The sequence below is a fragment of the Rubrivirga aquatilis genome (assembly GCF_046845665.1).
Classification (GTDB): domain Bacteria; phylum Bacteroidota; class Rhodothermia; order Rhodothermales; family Rubricoccaceae; genus Rubrivirga.
In genome coordinates this window covers 498,037-510,067 of sequence record NZ_CP177355.1, presented here as the reverse complement: position 1 = coordinate 510,067, position 12,031 = coordinate 498,037, and the positions used below count along the sequence as shown (strand labels likewise).

The 12,031-nt window shown below is 71.1% G+C and carries 10 protein-coding genes; 6 read left to right on the top strand and 4 right to left on the bottom strand.

Going from position 1 to position 12,031, the window contains the following annotated elements; genetic code table 11:
• The first annotated feature begins 161 nt into the window (after positions 1-161).
• Entirely contained in the window at positions 162-2,189 is a 2,028-nt protein-coding gene (locus ACLII4_RS02140) for an ATP-binding protein (RefSeq protein WP_412069249.1), read from the top strand.
• A 15-nt stretch (positions 2,190-2,204) separates the two neighbouring features.
• Here the strand turns inward: ACLII4_RS02140 and ACLII4_RS02135 are convergent, their stop codons facing one another.
• The 4 genes from ACLII4_RS02135 to ACLII4_RS02120 form a co-directional block, all read right to left on the bottom strand.
• Positions 2,205-3,500 carry an alpha-L-fucosidase gene (locus tag ACLII4_RS02135; protein ID WP_412069248.1) on the bottom strand — a complete coding sequence of 432 codons (1,296 nt, stop codon included), beginning with the start codon at positions 3,498-3,500 and terminating at the stop codon, positions 2,205-2,207.
• Between the two features lie 245 nt (positions 3,501-3,745).
• The gene (locus ACLII4_RS02130; protein ID WP_412069247.1) at positions 3,746-4,441 is read right to left on the bottom strand and encodes an esterase/lipase family protein; all 696 of its coding nucleotides are present in this window, start codon (positions 4,439-4,441) and stop codon (positions 3,746-3,748) included.
• A gap of 79 nt (positions 4,442-4,520) precedes the next feature.
• Positions 4,521-5,780, bottom strand: coding sequence for a beta-ketoacyl-ACP synthase II (gene fabF / locus ACLII4_RS02125; RefSeq protein WP_412069246.1), 1,260 nt, complete (start codon positions 5,778-5,780; stop codon positions 4,521-4,523).
• A gap of 84 nt (positions 5,781-5,864) precedes the next feature.
• Complete coding sequence (locus ACLII4_RS02120) at positions 5,865-6,113, bottom strand: acyl carrier protein (RefSeq protein ID WP_412061366.1); 249 nt, start codon at positions 6,111-6,113, stop codon at positions 5,865-5,867.
• A 382-nt stretch (positions 6,114-6,495) separates the two neighbouring features.
• Here ACLII4_RS02120 and ACLII4_RS02115 point away from each other — a divergent pair, with 382 nt between their 5' ends.
• The 5 genes from ACLII4_RS02115 to ACLII4_RS02095 all read left to right on the top strand — a co-directional run bounded on the left by ACLII4_RS02115 (position 6,496) and on the right by ACLII4_RS02095 (position 12,015).
• Positions 6,496-7,521, top strand: a complete 1,026-nt coding sequence (locus ACLII4_RS02115) for a glycosyltransferase family 2 protein (RefSeq protein WP_412069245.1) — start codon at positions 6,496-6,498, stop codon at positions 7,519-7,521.
• Positions 7,514-9,043: an NAD(P)/FAD-dependent oxidoreductase gene (locus tag ACLII4_RS02110; RefSeq protein ID WP_412069244.1), complete on the top strand. Its 1,530-nt coding sequence runs from the start codon at positions 7,514-7,516 to the stop codon at positions 9,041-9,043. Before ACLII4_RS02115 ends, ACLII4_RS02110 begins: the two co-directional genes overlap by 8 nt.
• 170 nt (positions 9,044-9,213) lie before the next feature.
• Entirely contained in the window at positions 9,214-10,101 is an 888-nt protein-coding gene (locus ACLII4_RS02105) for a sulfotransferase (protein ID WP_412069243.1), read from the top strand.
• Complete coding sequence (locus tag ACLII4_RS02100) at positions 10,098-10,979, top strand: sulfotransferase family protein (protein WP_412069242.1); 882 nt, start codon at positions 10,098-10,100, stop codon at positions 10,977-10,979. The genes ACLII4_RS02105 and ACLII4_RS02100 overlap by 4 nt, the downstream gene beginning before the upstream one ends.
• Position 10,980: 1 nt before the next feature.
• Positions 10,981-12,015 carry a Gfo/Idh/MocA family protein gene (locus tag ACLII4_RS02095; RefSeq protein WP_412069241.1) on the top strand — a complete coding sequence of 345 codons (1,035 nt, stop codon included), beginning with the start codon at positions 10,981-10,983 and terminating at the stop codon, positions 12,013-12,015.
• Positions 12,016-12,031 lie beyond the last annotated feature (16 nt).

Genomic DNA, 12,031 nt, shown 5'->3' with positions numbered 1-12,031 from the left:
AGGATGGATCTCCAAGAAAGGGGGGTGCCGTAGCCGCGGGGAAGTCCATAGGTTGCTCATCCAGTGCTCACTTGTGTAGGAGAGCCCCTGACTGTGGCGTCAGGGGGTTCTATCGTGCCGGGATGCGCACCGATCCATCCGCTGCGAACCTCAGGAATTCCATGACATCGACACTGGCCGACCGACTGAGCGCCCGACGCCACGATCGGTTCGTGGGCCGCGTGCCCGAGCAGGCCCGGCTGGCGGAGGCGTTCGGGTCGGACGACCCCGCGTTCGTCGTGGCCCACGTCTACGGGCCGGGCGGGATCGGCAAGTCGGCCTTGCTCGACGAGGCGGCGCGGCTGGCGGCGGCGGCCGGACGCGCCGTCGCCCGCGTCGACGGGCGCGACCTCGACCCGTCGCCCGCCGCGTTCGCGCGGGCGGCCGAGGCGGTGCTGGCGGAGGCCGGCGACGGGCCCCGCGTGCTCCTGGTCGACACGTTCGAGCAGATCGCCGCGCTCGACGCGTGGCTCCGCCGCACGTTCGTGCCCGGCCTGCGCGCCAGCGACATGGTCGTGATCGCCGGGCGCGACCGCCCCGCGCCCGAGTGGCGCGCCGACTACGCGGGCGCCGCGGTCACCTTCCGCCTCCGCAACCTCGACGCCGACGAGGCGGGCGCCTACCTCTTGGCGCGCGGGATCCCCGAGGCCGAGCACGGGCCCGTCCTCGCGTTCACGCACGGCCACCCCCTCGCGCTCGCGCTCGCCGCCGAGCAAGCCCGCCAGCCGGGCGCGGGGCCCTTCGACCCCGCCCAGGCGCCGGACCTGCTCGCGGACCTGCTCACGCGGTTCGTCGAGGCCGTCCCGACCCCGGCGCACCGTGCCGCGCTGGAATCCGCCTCCGTGGTCCGCTCGGTGACGGTCCCCCTGCTGACGGCGCTCCTCGACGACGACGCGGCCGACGCCGCGGCGCTCTTCGCGTGGCTCCGCGACCTCACCTTCACGACCTCCGACCCCGACGGCGTCCGCCTGCACGACGTGGTCCGCGAGACGGTCGAGGCGGACGTGGGCTGGCGCGACCCGGAGCGCCACGCGGCGCTCACGGCCCGGGCCCGGCGCGCCTATGCCGACGCGCTCCGGCAGGCGCCCACCGAGGACGCCCGGCGCGTCATCCTGGGGGACTTCCTTCACCTCTACCGTCACCACCCCATCGCGGGGCCGCTCTTGCAAAGCCTGCGCACGGCGTGGGCCGACGCCGCCATCGACGGGGCCACGGCGCTCCGCGACGGCGATACGGCCCTCCTCCGCGCGATGGTCGCCCGTCATCACGGCGAGGCGGAGGCGCAAGCGGTGGCGGGCTGGCTCGCGGCCCGCCCCGAAGCCGCTGTCGTCTTCCGGACTCTCGATAGCGCGCCCGCCGGATTCCTGTTGACGCTCCCGCTCGACGCCCTCGCCGACGACGAGTGCGGCTCAGACCCGGTGACGCACGCCGTGTGCGCGGTCGTCCGCCCCCAGCTCCGCGCCGACGAGCGGGGCCTGCTCTTCCGGTCCTGGCTCGACGCCGACGCGGGCCAGGGGGTCTCGGCCGTTCAAGGCCTGGTCTTCGCGCGGACCGTCGAGTGCTACCTCACCACGCCCGGTCTGGCGTCGTCCGTCCTGCTCACGACCCGGCCCGACCTATGGGACGCCGTCTTCGCCATCGCCGGGCTGGCGCGGTGGCCCGAGGCCGAGGCCGACGGCGGGCCGGCGGCGTTCGGGAAGGACTGGCGGGCCGCTCCTCCCGACGTGTGGCTCGCCGCGCTCGCGGCCCGGTCGCCCGCCGAGCCGCCGCCGCCGCCACGTCGCGAGGCCGTCGTGGTGCTGTCGAAGGACGACTTCGCCGAGGCCGTCCGCGACGCGCTCCGGGCGTACGCCCGGCCGCACCGGCTGGCGGAGAGCCCGCTCGTGCAGGCGCGCCTGGTCCGCGAGCGCGGCGGCGACCCCACCGAGGCGCTCCGTACCCTCCTGGCGGAGGCGGCCCGCCAGCTGGCCGACGGCGTCCGCGAGCGGCCCTACTTCCGCGCGCTCGACCTGACCTACCTCCACCCGGCGCCCACGCAGGCCGTCGCCGCCGAGCGGCTGGACCTCCCCTTCAGCACCTTCCGCCGTCATCTGGTGCGCGGCGTCGACCACGTCGTCGACGTGCTGTGGCGCGCCGAGACGGGCGGGTGATCTTTCTAGTCCCGGCTATCGGCTGCCTCGAGCGGCCCAGGCGGGCGCCCATTCGGAGGCGTCATACAGACCGAACTGACTGAGGGCAGGGGCTGCCCGCGCCTCGTCCACCACGACGCGCCAGCGCTGGGCGGTGACGGGGGGGAAGCGGAGGAGTCGCTTGTAGTTGACCGTCGTTCCTTCTGCGACGGTCTCCCACTGCGGTCCGGCGAAGCCCTCACGCCAGACCTCCAGCCGGAACCCACTGATCCGCTGGCCGAACCGGATCGGCTCGGCCAACTCCAGCACATTCGCAGTCTTCGGGGACCCGAGGTCCACCTCGATCCATCCGGTGCCTGAGCCGGCCGCCCAGAACGAGGCCGGGTTGCCATCGACGGCGGCACCGGCGGCCCAGCCCTCGGAGCCCAGTCGGGTGTCAGAGGCCGTCGCCGTCGCGTGTCGGGCGAGGTCGTCGTCGAACATGGCGTCGATGGCTCCCCGCCACTCCCGCAACCGATCCTCATCCTCCTGCTCGATCAGCCCGCGTTGGTCCGGTGCGACGGCCAGCGTCAGCACGCACGCGCGGCCGACGGACGTGAAGTAGATCTCGATGAGGTCCTCGAGCAACTTGGGGTCGTCCTGGGGGTGCCAGAACCAGCTCCGCTCGGCGCGCATCGTGACGTCGCACTCGTAGGGGGCCCACAGGTTGAAGTTGTCCCGTGCCGACCAGTTCGTCTCGGGCGCGAGGCCATCCTCGTTGCCAGGAAAGAAGGCGTCCCACTCCGGCGCGACAACGGCGCCCGGCTGGTGCAGGCGGACTTCGCGGATCCATCGGGAGCGGTCGTAGCTCGCGAGTTGCTCCGGCGTCACGATCGTCTGGTCGTGCCCGTAGTCGAACCACACCTGATACAGCGACCCGATGCCCGTATTGTCCCACCCCATGATGTCCCAGATGGCCGCGACGAAGTACTCGTTGTAGCGCGGAGTCCCCCAGTCGGGGTGGTGGCGGTCCCAGGGCGAGAGGTAGAGCCCGAGTTCAAGGCCTGCAGCCCGGGTGGCCTCCGCCACTTCCCGGACGAGGTCGCCCTTGCCGCCACGCCACGGGCTCTGCGCCACCGAGTACTCGGACTGGCGCGTCGGCCACAGATGGAACCCGTCGTGGTGCTTGGTCACCAGCAAGACGCCCTTGAACCCTGTCTCCTTGAAGATGCGGAGCCACTGGTTCGCGTCAAGCTCCGTCGGGTTGAACAAGGCAGGGTCCGCCGTCCCGTCACCCCACTCGGTGTTGGTGAACGTGTTGATCCCGTAGTGGATGAAGACGTTAGTCTCCATCTGCTGGAACCGGAGCTGCGCCGGGCTGGGGACCGGGTAAATCGGGGGGATGGGCGCCGAGACGAAGACATCTGGCGGCGCCGCAGGGGGAAGTGGATCCGGCCCGAGTGGCGTGTCGCCCGCGCACGCCGCTAGCCCGAGAACAAGACTCAAGAGAAGCGAGGCGCGCATAAGGAGATACATGTGTCCATCTAATGTAATTCTTCGCACAGGGGAGGAGCAAGCCGCGACGCTCTGGGTTCGGCCTAGCTGGCTCCGTCGGCGCAGGCGGCGTCCGAGGCGCCCGCTAGCTCGCCCGTGTCGAGGAAGCTTTGGACGAGCCGCAGCACGCGGGGGCGCCACATCAGCGCCGTGTGGCCCGACGGCACGACCCGGTGCTGCGCGCCGTCCAGGCACGTCTCGGCGACGGCCACCTTGCCATCCCGGTCGCCCGCGACGACGGCGACCGCCACGTCTGGTAGCGGCCCCAGGTCGACGGCCGTCCCGCCCGTCGCTCGCAGCTCGCGGATCGGGGGGAGCGCCCACCCGATAAGCGGCGCGAACCGGTCGGCAGAGGCGGCGCCCTGGTTCGGCGGCGCCAGCAGCACCACGCGGTCCGCCCCGAGGGGCGGGTCGTGGAGCAGGTGCCACCGGATGACGACGGTCCCCAGGCTGTGGCCGACGTAGTGGACGTGGGGCGCGGGCTCCGCCGCCAGTTCGCGCGCGACGCGGTCGGAGAGCGCCGCGCCGATCTCGGCCACGCTCGGCCGCTGGCTGTCGTAGCCGACGTTGAGCACGCGGTACCCGGCGCGCTGGAGCGAAACCGCCAGCGGGGCCATCGACAGCGGCGTCCGCCCCATGCCGTGGACGAGCACGACCAGGTCGCGCGGGGGCGCCTCCGGACGAGTGCTGGCGCAGCCCGCGAGCGTGAGGGCGGCGAGGACGAGAACGCGGACGGTCATGGCCGACCCTACGGGCGGCCGCTTGGATCGGTCTGGTACGATTGCACCACTGGCGCCGACGGGCCCTGAATCGAGGCCGCTACGCGTCGACCGCCTTGAACACGACGCACGTGTTGTGGCCGCCGAAGCCGAACGCGTTCGAGAGCGCCACCTTGACATCGCGCTCCTGCGGCGTGTTGAACGTGTAGTTCAGGTCGCAGGCCGGGTCCGGCGTCTCGAAGTTGATGGTCGGCGGGACGCGGCCGTGCGTCATGGCGAGGATGCTCGCGATGGCCTCGATGGCGCCGGCGGCGCCCAACAGGTGCCCCGTCATCGACTTAGTCGACGACAGGTTCATGGCGTAGGCGTGCTCGCCGAAGACGGCCTTGATGGCCTTCGTCTCGGCCACGTCGCCGAGCGGCGTCGAGGTGCCGTGCATGTTGAGGTAGTCGACCTCCGTCGGGGCAATGTCGGCCGTTTCCAGCGCCTGCTCCATCGCCAGCTTGGCGCCGAGCCCCTCGGGGTGGGGGGCCGAGATGTGGTGGGCGTCGGCGCTCATGCCGAGCCCGGCCACCTCGGCGTAGATCCGGGCGCCACGTGCCACGGCGTGGTCGTAGTCCTCGAGCACGAGCGCGCCCGCGCCCTCGCCCATCACGAACCCGTCGCGGCCGAGGTCGAAGGGGCGGCTGGCGCCCTCGGGGTCGTCGTTCCGCGTCGAGAGCGCCTTCATGTTGCCGAACCCGCCGACACCGATCTTGGTGATCGAGGCGTCGGTGCCGCCGGCGATGATGACGTCGGCGAGGCCGGCCTTGATGACCATCCAGGCGTCGCCGATGGCGTTGTTGGACGTGGCGCAGGCCGAGACCGTCGCGTAGTTCGGGCCGTTCAGGTTGTGCCGCATCGAGATCAGGCCGGGCGCCATGTCGATGATCATCATCGGCACGAAGAACGGGCTGAGCCGGCGCGGGCCGTGCTCGGCGAACGTCACGACCTGGTCCTGGAATAGCTTCATGCCCCCGATCCCGGACCCCATGATGACGCCCGTGCGCGCGCGCTGGCGCTCGTCGAAGGTGTCCGTGTCGAAGCCGGCGTCCACCAGCGCCTCGTCGGCGGCGACGATGGCAAACTGGGCGAACGGGTCGAGCCGGTTGGCCTCCTTGCGGTCGAGGAAGTCGGTCGGCGCGAAGTCCTTGACCTCGCAGGCGAACTGCGTGGGGTACTCGGACGCGTCGAAGTGCGTGATGGGCGCGGCGCCACTCCGGCCGGCCATCATAGCGTCCCAGTACTCGGGGACAGTGTTGCCGATGGGCGTTAGCGCGCCCAGTCCGGTGACGACGACGCGGCGGTCAGAGAACGACATGAGGGGGCGCGGTCGCGGGTCGGTCTAAAAAACCCGACGGCGCGCGGGCGCGCCGCCGGGGCCTGTGCAATGGGTCGGGAGGGCCTAGCCCTCGGCCCGCTTCTTGTCGACGTAGTCGATGGCGTCGCCGACGGTCTGGATCTGCTCGGCGTCCTCGTCAGGGATGGTCGTGTCGAACTCCTTCTCGAACTCCATGATGAGCTCGACGGTGTCGAGGGAGTCCGCGCCGAGGTCGTTCGTGAACGAGGCCTCGCGGGTGATGTCGGCCATGTCGACGCCGAGCTTCTCGACGATGATCTCTTTGATGCGCTGTTCGGTGGACTCGGCGGCCATAGTGCTCTAGGGGAGAGGGAAATCAAGGGGGGAGAGCCGTCTGCGCGTGCGAACGGCTGGCCGGTCAAGCTACGCTGAGGAGCGCGGCGGCGCCAAGGGCAGAACGTGCGCGGCGGGCGGGCGCTCCGCACCTGAACGGACGGCCTGCGTGTTTGGAAGCTGGGCCGTGGACGCGCCCGAGCCTCGCGTCGGCAATTGCGGTGCCGCGGCGCTTGTCGTTGCCGCCGCTGTCCCTACCCTGGACCCTCGTCCTCCAGGTCACCCACCGAGGGGGGCCTCACCCCAGCCAGCGACCCGCCGGGCCCCCCCGCAGGTTGCCACACCGTACCCTACCGGCCCCTTCTCGCACCCGAAGCGGAGGGGCCCAGCCGAAGCACACCGCGTGTCCCGTCCCACGGTCTCCGTCCTCGTCCCTGTCCACAACGGCGGCGACGCCTTCCGCCGCTGCGCCGCGGCGCTGGCGGCTTCGCTCGGCGAGGGCGACGAGTGGATCGTGGTGGCCGACGGCGAGACCGACGGCGCCTGGCGAGACCTCCCTCCCTCCCGAGCGAGCGTGCAGGCGGTCCTGCAGCCGAGGGCGCGCGGACCCGCCATCGCCCGCAACCGAGGGGCGGATCTCGCATCGGGCGACATTCTCTTTTTCGTCGACGCGGACGTGGTGGTCCGGCCCGACACCGTCGAGCGCGTCCGCCAGCGCTTCGAGGCGGACCCGGAGATGAGCGCTCTTGTCGGGTCCTACGACGCCACGCCCGGCGACCCCGCGTTCCTCTCGCAGTACCGGAACCTGCTCCACCACTACACCCACCAGTCGGCCGGGGACACGCTCTCGACGTTCTGGACGGGGTGCGGGGCGGTCCGGCGCGAGGTGTTCGAGGCGCTCGGCGGCTTCGACGAGTCCTACCCGGTCCCGTGCATCGAAGACATCGAGCTCGGCTACCGCCTCACCGACGCCGGGCACCGCATCCAACTGGACCCCGACCTCCAGGTGACGCACCTGAAGGTGTGGGAGGCCGCCGACATGATCCGCACCGACGTCTTCCGCCGCGCCGCGCCGTGGGCCGAGCTCTTGCTGCAGCGCGGCGGCATCGACGACAGCCTGAACGTGGATCGTCGGAGCCGGCGAAGCGTGGCGGCGGTCGGGGCAATGCTGGCGGCTGGCGTCGTGGCGCCGTTCCGTCCGCGTGCGGCATTGCCCGTAGCGGCGGTAGCGGTATGTGCATTTCTAGGGCTCAATCACCGGTTCTACAGAACCCTGTCTCGCGTCCGGAGCCCCGGCTTCGCTCTTCGAGCCGTCCCCTGGCACGCGCTCTACTACGGGTGCAGCGGTGCCGGACTCGTGCTCGCGCTCGTCCGCTCCGTGCGGGGCGACTCCGCAGCCCGTTCCCTTGCCCCGCCGTCGCGTGTCTGACACTCCCTCTCCGTCTCCCGTCCTCGTCGTCGGGGCAGGACCCGCCGGGCTGACGGCGGCCTACGTGCTCGAAAAGAAGGGGGTCCGCACGCTCGTGGCCGAGAAGTCCCATCAGGTAGGCGGCATCTCGCGGACGGAGATGCACGAGGGGTACCGGTTCGACATCGGCGGGCACCGCTTCTTCACCAAGGTGGGCGAGGTCGAGGAGCTGTGGCACGAGATCCTGGGGGACGACTTCATCCAGACGCCGCGCCTCTCGCGGATCTACTACCGGGGCAAGTTCTTCCCGTACCCGCTCCGACTGTGGCCCACGTTCCGCAACCTGGGCGTGGTCGAGAGCGCGCGGATCCTGTTTAGCTACCTCTGGACGCGCCTCCGGCCGCCGTTCCCGGACGCCGAGAATCTGGAGGAGTGGGTCACCAACCGCTTTGGCCCGAGGCTCTTCCGGACGTTCTTCAAGACCTACACCGAGAAGGTGTGGGGCATCCCCTGCACTGAGATCCGCGCCGACTGGGCGGCTCAGCGCATCAAGGAGCTCTCGCTCAAGCGGGCCATCCTGCACGCGCTCACGGGCAAGACGAAGGACACCAGTCTCATCGGCACGTTCCAGTACCCGCGCCTCGGGCCCGGCATGATGTGGGAGCGTGCCACCGAGCACGTCGAGCGGATGGGCGGGGCGGTCGAGATGGAGACCGAGGTGGTGCGACTGACGCACGCCGAGGTGGACGGCCAGCGGCGCGTGACGTCAGCCGTGCTTCGCGGTGCGGACGGCGAGCGAACCGTCCAGCCCGATCACGTCGTCAACTCGATGCCGATCACGCATCTGGTCTGTCGACTCGACCCGCCAGCACCGCCGGCAGTGCTGGAAGCGGCACGTGGGCTGAGCTACCGGGACTTCCTGATCGTGTCGCTCGTCATCGACCGAACAGACCTCTTTCCGGACAACTGGATCTACATCCACAGCCCCGAGGTGCGCGTGGGGCGCATCCAGAACTTCAAGAACTGGAGCCCCGAGATGGTGCCGGACCCCTCTAAGACGTGCCTCGGGCTGGAGTACTTCTGCACGCGCGGCGACGAGACCTGGGACATGGACGACGACGCGCTCGTCGCGTTGGCGACGCGGGAGTTGGCGGAGATCGGGCTGGCCCCGGCCGGCGCCGTCGAAGGCGGCGTCGTCATCCGCCAGCCGATGGCGTACCCCGTGTACGACGGCACCTACAAGGCGCACCTCGCCACGATTCAGGGCTACCTCGATGGCTTCGAGAACCTCCAGACGACGGGCCGCGCCGGCATGCACCGTTACAACAACCAGGACCACTCCATGCTGACGGCGCTCCTGGCCGCCCGCAACATCCTGGGCCAGACGGCGGGCGACGGCAGCACGCACGACCTGTGGGACGTCAACGTGGAGCGGTCGTACCACGAGGACTTCACCGTGGATGAGGCCAAGGCGCAGGCGACCGAGCGCCGCGAGCTGGCGAGGTCCGAGCGCCGCGCGGGCGAGACCATCGTCCCCCGCTAGCGCATGGCCGTGCCCTCCACCGACGAACTCCTTGACGCCCTGTACCTGGGGCGCGAGCACAACGTGTGGTCCCTGCCCCCAAGCGGCGAGCGCCTCCGCTGTCTGGTCCGCCTCGCAGCCTGGGAGGACGCCCGCAGGCGAGCCGGGGGGCCGTCCCAGGCCGGTACCCGATGAAACGTACGCGCCCCCCTCAGACCCTCGCGGAGCACACTCGCGCCTACGCGCACGACGCGCTCCAGACCGCGTGGCGCTTCGCGGCCACGACGGCCCCCGCTCGGCGCCATTCCACCGTGTTCGATGGAGTGGAGCGGTACGTCATGTTTGTCGGATACCCCCGGAGTGGGCACAGCCTCGTCGGTGCGCTCCTCGATGCACACCCGAACGCGGCGATCTCGCATGAGGCGGCTGCGCTGAAGCACGTCCACGCCCGGTTCGGCCGGGATCGCCTGTTCGCCGTCCTGCTGGCGGACAGCGCGCGGCGTGGGGCGTCGAGCCGGGGCACGACTGAATACGTCTACGACGTGCCCGGGCAGTGGCAGGGCCGGTTCCGGCGGCTCCGCATCATCGGCGACAAGCACGGGGAGGGGGCGGCGCTTCGGCTGCGCGCCCGTCCCTGGCTGCTCGGCCGCCTCCGGCGCACCGTCGGCGTTCCGCTCCGCATCGTCCACGGCGTCCGGAACCCGTACGACAACATCGCGACGATCGCCAGGCGAGCAGCCCAATACGACGGGCGGCCGCTCAACCTCGACGCGGCCATCGACCGGTACCAAGCGCTCTGCGAAATCGCCGATCACACCCGGCAATGCGTCGAGGCGAGCGAATGGATCGACCTCCGCCACGAAACGCTCGTCACAGACCCGGCCGCCGAGTTGCGCACGCTGTGCCTCGCTCTCGGCCTCGACGCGCCAGAGGATTACCTCACGGCGTGCGCGGGGATCGTCCGCGCCAAGCCCAACCAGAGCCGCCACACCGTTGCGTGGACGAGCGCCCAGCGCGACGCCGTCGCCCGGCTGACGGACCGCTTCGAGACGCTCAACGGCTACACCTTCGAGGCATGACCCCGTCCACCGTCCCGTCTCCGATGGCTCCTCCGGCTCTCGCCGGTGCCCTCCCGACGTTCATCGTGATCGGGGGGATGAAGTGCGGGACGACGAGTCTGTACAACTACCTCCGCCTGCACCCGGAGATCGGGATGCCCTCGCAGAAGGAGTTGGCGTTCTACGCGAAAGAGTGGAACTGGGACCGGGGCGTCGACTGGTACCGCCGCCAGTTCGACGCGGCGACGCGGATTCGGGGCGAGGCCTCGCCTCAGTACACGTGCTACCCCAGGTACGACGCCGTCCCCGAGCGGATGCACGCCCTCGTGCCGGAGGCGAAGCTGATCTACCTCGTCCGAGACCCGATCGACCGGCTCGTCTCCCAGTACTGCCATAGCCTGGCGAATGGATCGGAGACACGCGCCTTCACCGACGCCGTGTTGGACCCGGCCAAGTCCTACCTCCGCCAGAGCCGGTACTGGTACCAGATCGAGCGCTACCTCGCGTACTACGACCGCGACGCCATCCTCGTCGTCGAACAGGACGATCTGCGGACGCACCGCCGGGAGACGCTCCGGCGTGTCTTCGCCTTCGTCGGGGCAGACCCCGAGGTGTGGGACGCCCGGTTCGGGTTCGAGTGGCACCGGACCTCCCGGAAGCGACGCCGCACCGCGCTCGGCCACCGGATCGCGGCCTCCTGGCCGATGCAGCAGGTGAACCGGTTGCCGGCCCCGTACCGATGGTTCATCCGGGACGCGGTCCTGTACCCCGTGTCGAGGGCGTTCTCCAAGCCGGAGGTCTCCCCGGACCTCCGCGCTCGGCTCGTTGAGGAGTTGGCCGACGACGCGGCCCTCTTCCGGGAGTTCACCGGGCAGGACTTTGCCCACTGGTCGTTCTAGCATGACACAGGTCGGACTCATCGGGTGCGGTGACATCGCGGAGAGCGTTCACCTCGACGCACTCTCTCGCGTGTCAGGCGTCCGCGTCGTGGCGCTGGCCGAGCCCGATGCCACGCGGCGAGAGGCCGCCGCGCGACGTGTCCCGGGCGCGACACCGTACGCGTCCGCCGGGGCCCTCCTCGCGGATCCCGCCGTCGAAGCGGTCGTCATCGCCACGCCGCCCGCTACGCACGCGGACCTTGCCGTGGCGGCCTTCGAGGCAGGCAAGCACGTCTACCTCGAAAAGCCCATCGCCACGCGACGGGCGGACGCCGAGCGCGTGGTCGAGGCCTGCCGGTCGGCCGGGACGGTCGGGGCCGTCGGGTTCAACTACCGCTTCCACCCGCTCGTCGAGGCGGCGCAGTCACAGGTCGCGCGCGTCGGGGCCCTCGTCGCAGTGCGGACCGTGTTCACGTCGGCCGCGCGGCCGCTGCCAGACTGGAAGACGCGCCGAGCGACGGGCGGAGGCGTGCTGCTCGACCTCGGGTCGCACCACGCCGACCTCGTCCGCCATCTCACCGGCCAGGCGTTCGTCTCGGTCTGGACCGACGTGCAGGACGAGGCGGACGCCGAGGGCGTGACCGCAGCTGTGACCGGACGCCTCGACGGCGGCGCGACCGTTCAGATGATGGTCTCGCTCCGCGCGACGGACGAGGACCGGGTCGAGATCATCGGCCGCGACGGGCGCCTCCGCTACGACCGCCTGCGGTCCGCCTCCCCCGTCGTCGAGGCGCCGGCCTTCGCGTACGGACGCCCGGCGCAGATTCGACGCGTCGCCCGCGCCGTCCGGGACGGGGTCCGCCGTACGCTTGCGACGCCCGGCGACGCTTCCTTTGTCCGGTCGTTCGCGGCCTTTGCCGAGGCGTGCGCGGGCCGCCGCCCCGCCGCGCTGGCGACGCTGGAGGACGGCTGCCGAAGCCTCGCGTTCGTCGAAGCCGCCGCGGCGTCGGCACGCACCGGCTCGCCGGTGACGGTCGGTCCGCGTTCGGCGGACTGACGATCTCTTCCGCCCC

What these genes read in the sequence shown, in the direction of transcription:
- ACLII4_RS02140 (WP_412069249.1), top strand. Translation starts at nt 162, where the DNA reads ATGACATCGACACTGGCCGACCGACTGAGCGCCCGACGCCACGATCGG.
- ACLII4_RS02135 (WP_412069248.1), bottom strand. Translation starts at nt 3,500, where the DNA reads ATGGAGACTAACGTCTTCATCCACTACGGGATCAACACGTTCACCAAC.
- ACLII4_RS02130 (WP_412069247.1), bottom strand. Translation starts at nt 4,441, where the DNA reads ATGACCGTCCGCGTTCTCGTCCTCGCCGCCCTCACGCTCGCGGGCTGC.
- fabF (WP_412069246.1), bottom strand. Translation starts at nt 5,780, where the DNA reads ATGTCGTTCTCTGACCGCCGCGTCGTCGTCACCGGACTGGGCGCGCTA.
- ACLII4_RS02120 (WP_412061366.1), bottom strand. Translation starts at nt 6,113, where the DNA reads ATGGCCGCCGAGTCCACCGAACAGCGCATCAAAGAGATCATCGTCGAG.
- ACLII4_RS02105 (WP_412069243.1), top strand. Translation starts at nt 9,214, where the DNA reads ATGAAACGTACGCGCCCCCCTCAGACCCTCGCGGAGCACACTCGCGCC.
- ACLII4_RS02100 (WP_412069242.1), top strand. Translation starts at nt 10,098, where the DNA reads ATGACCCCGTCCACCGTCCCGTCTCCGATGGCTCCTCCGGCTCTCGCC.
- ACLII4_RS02095 (WP_412069241.1), top strand. Translation starts at nt 10,981, where the DNA reads ATGACACAGGTCGGACTCATCGGGTGCGGTGACATCGCGGAGAGCGTT.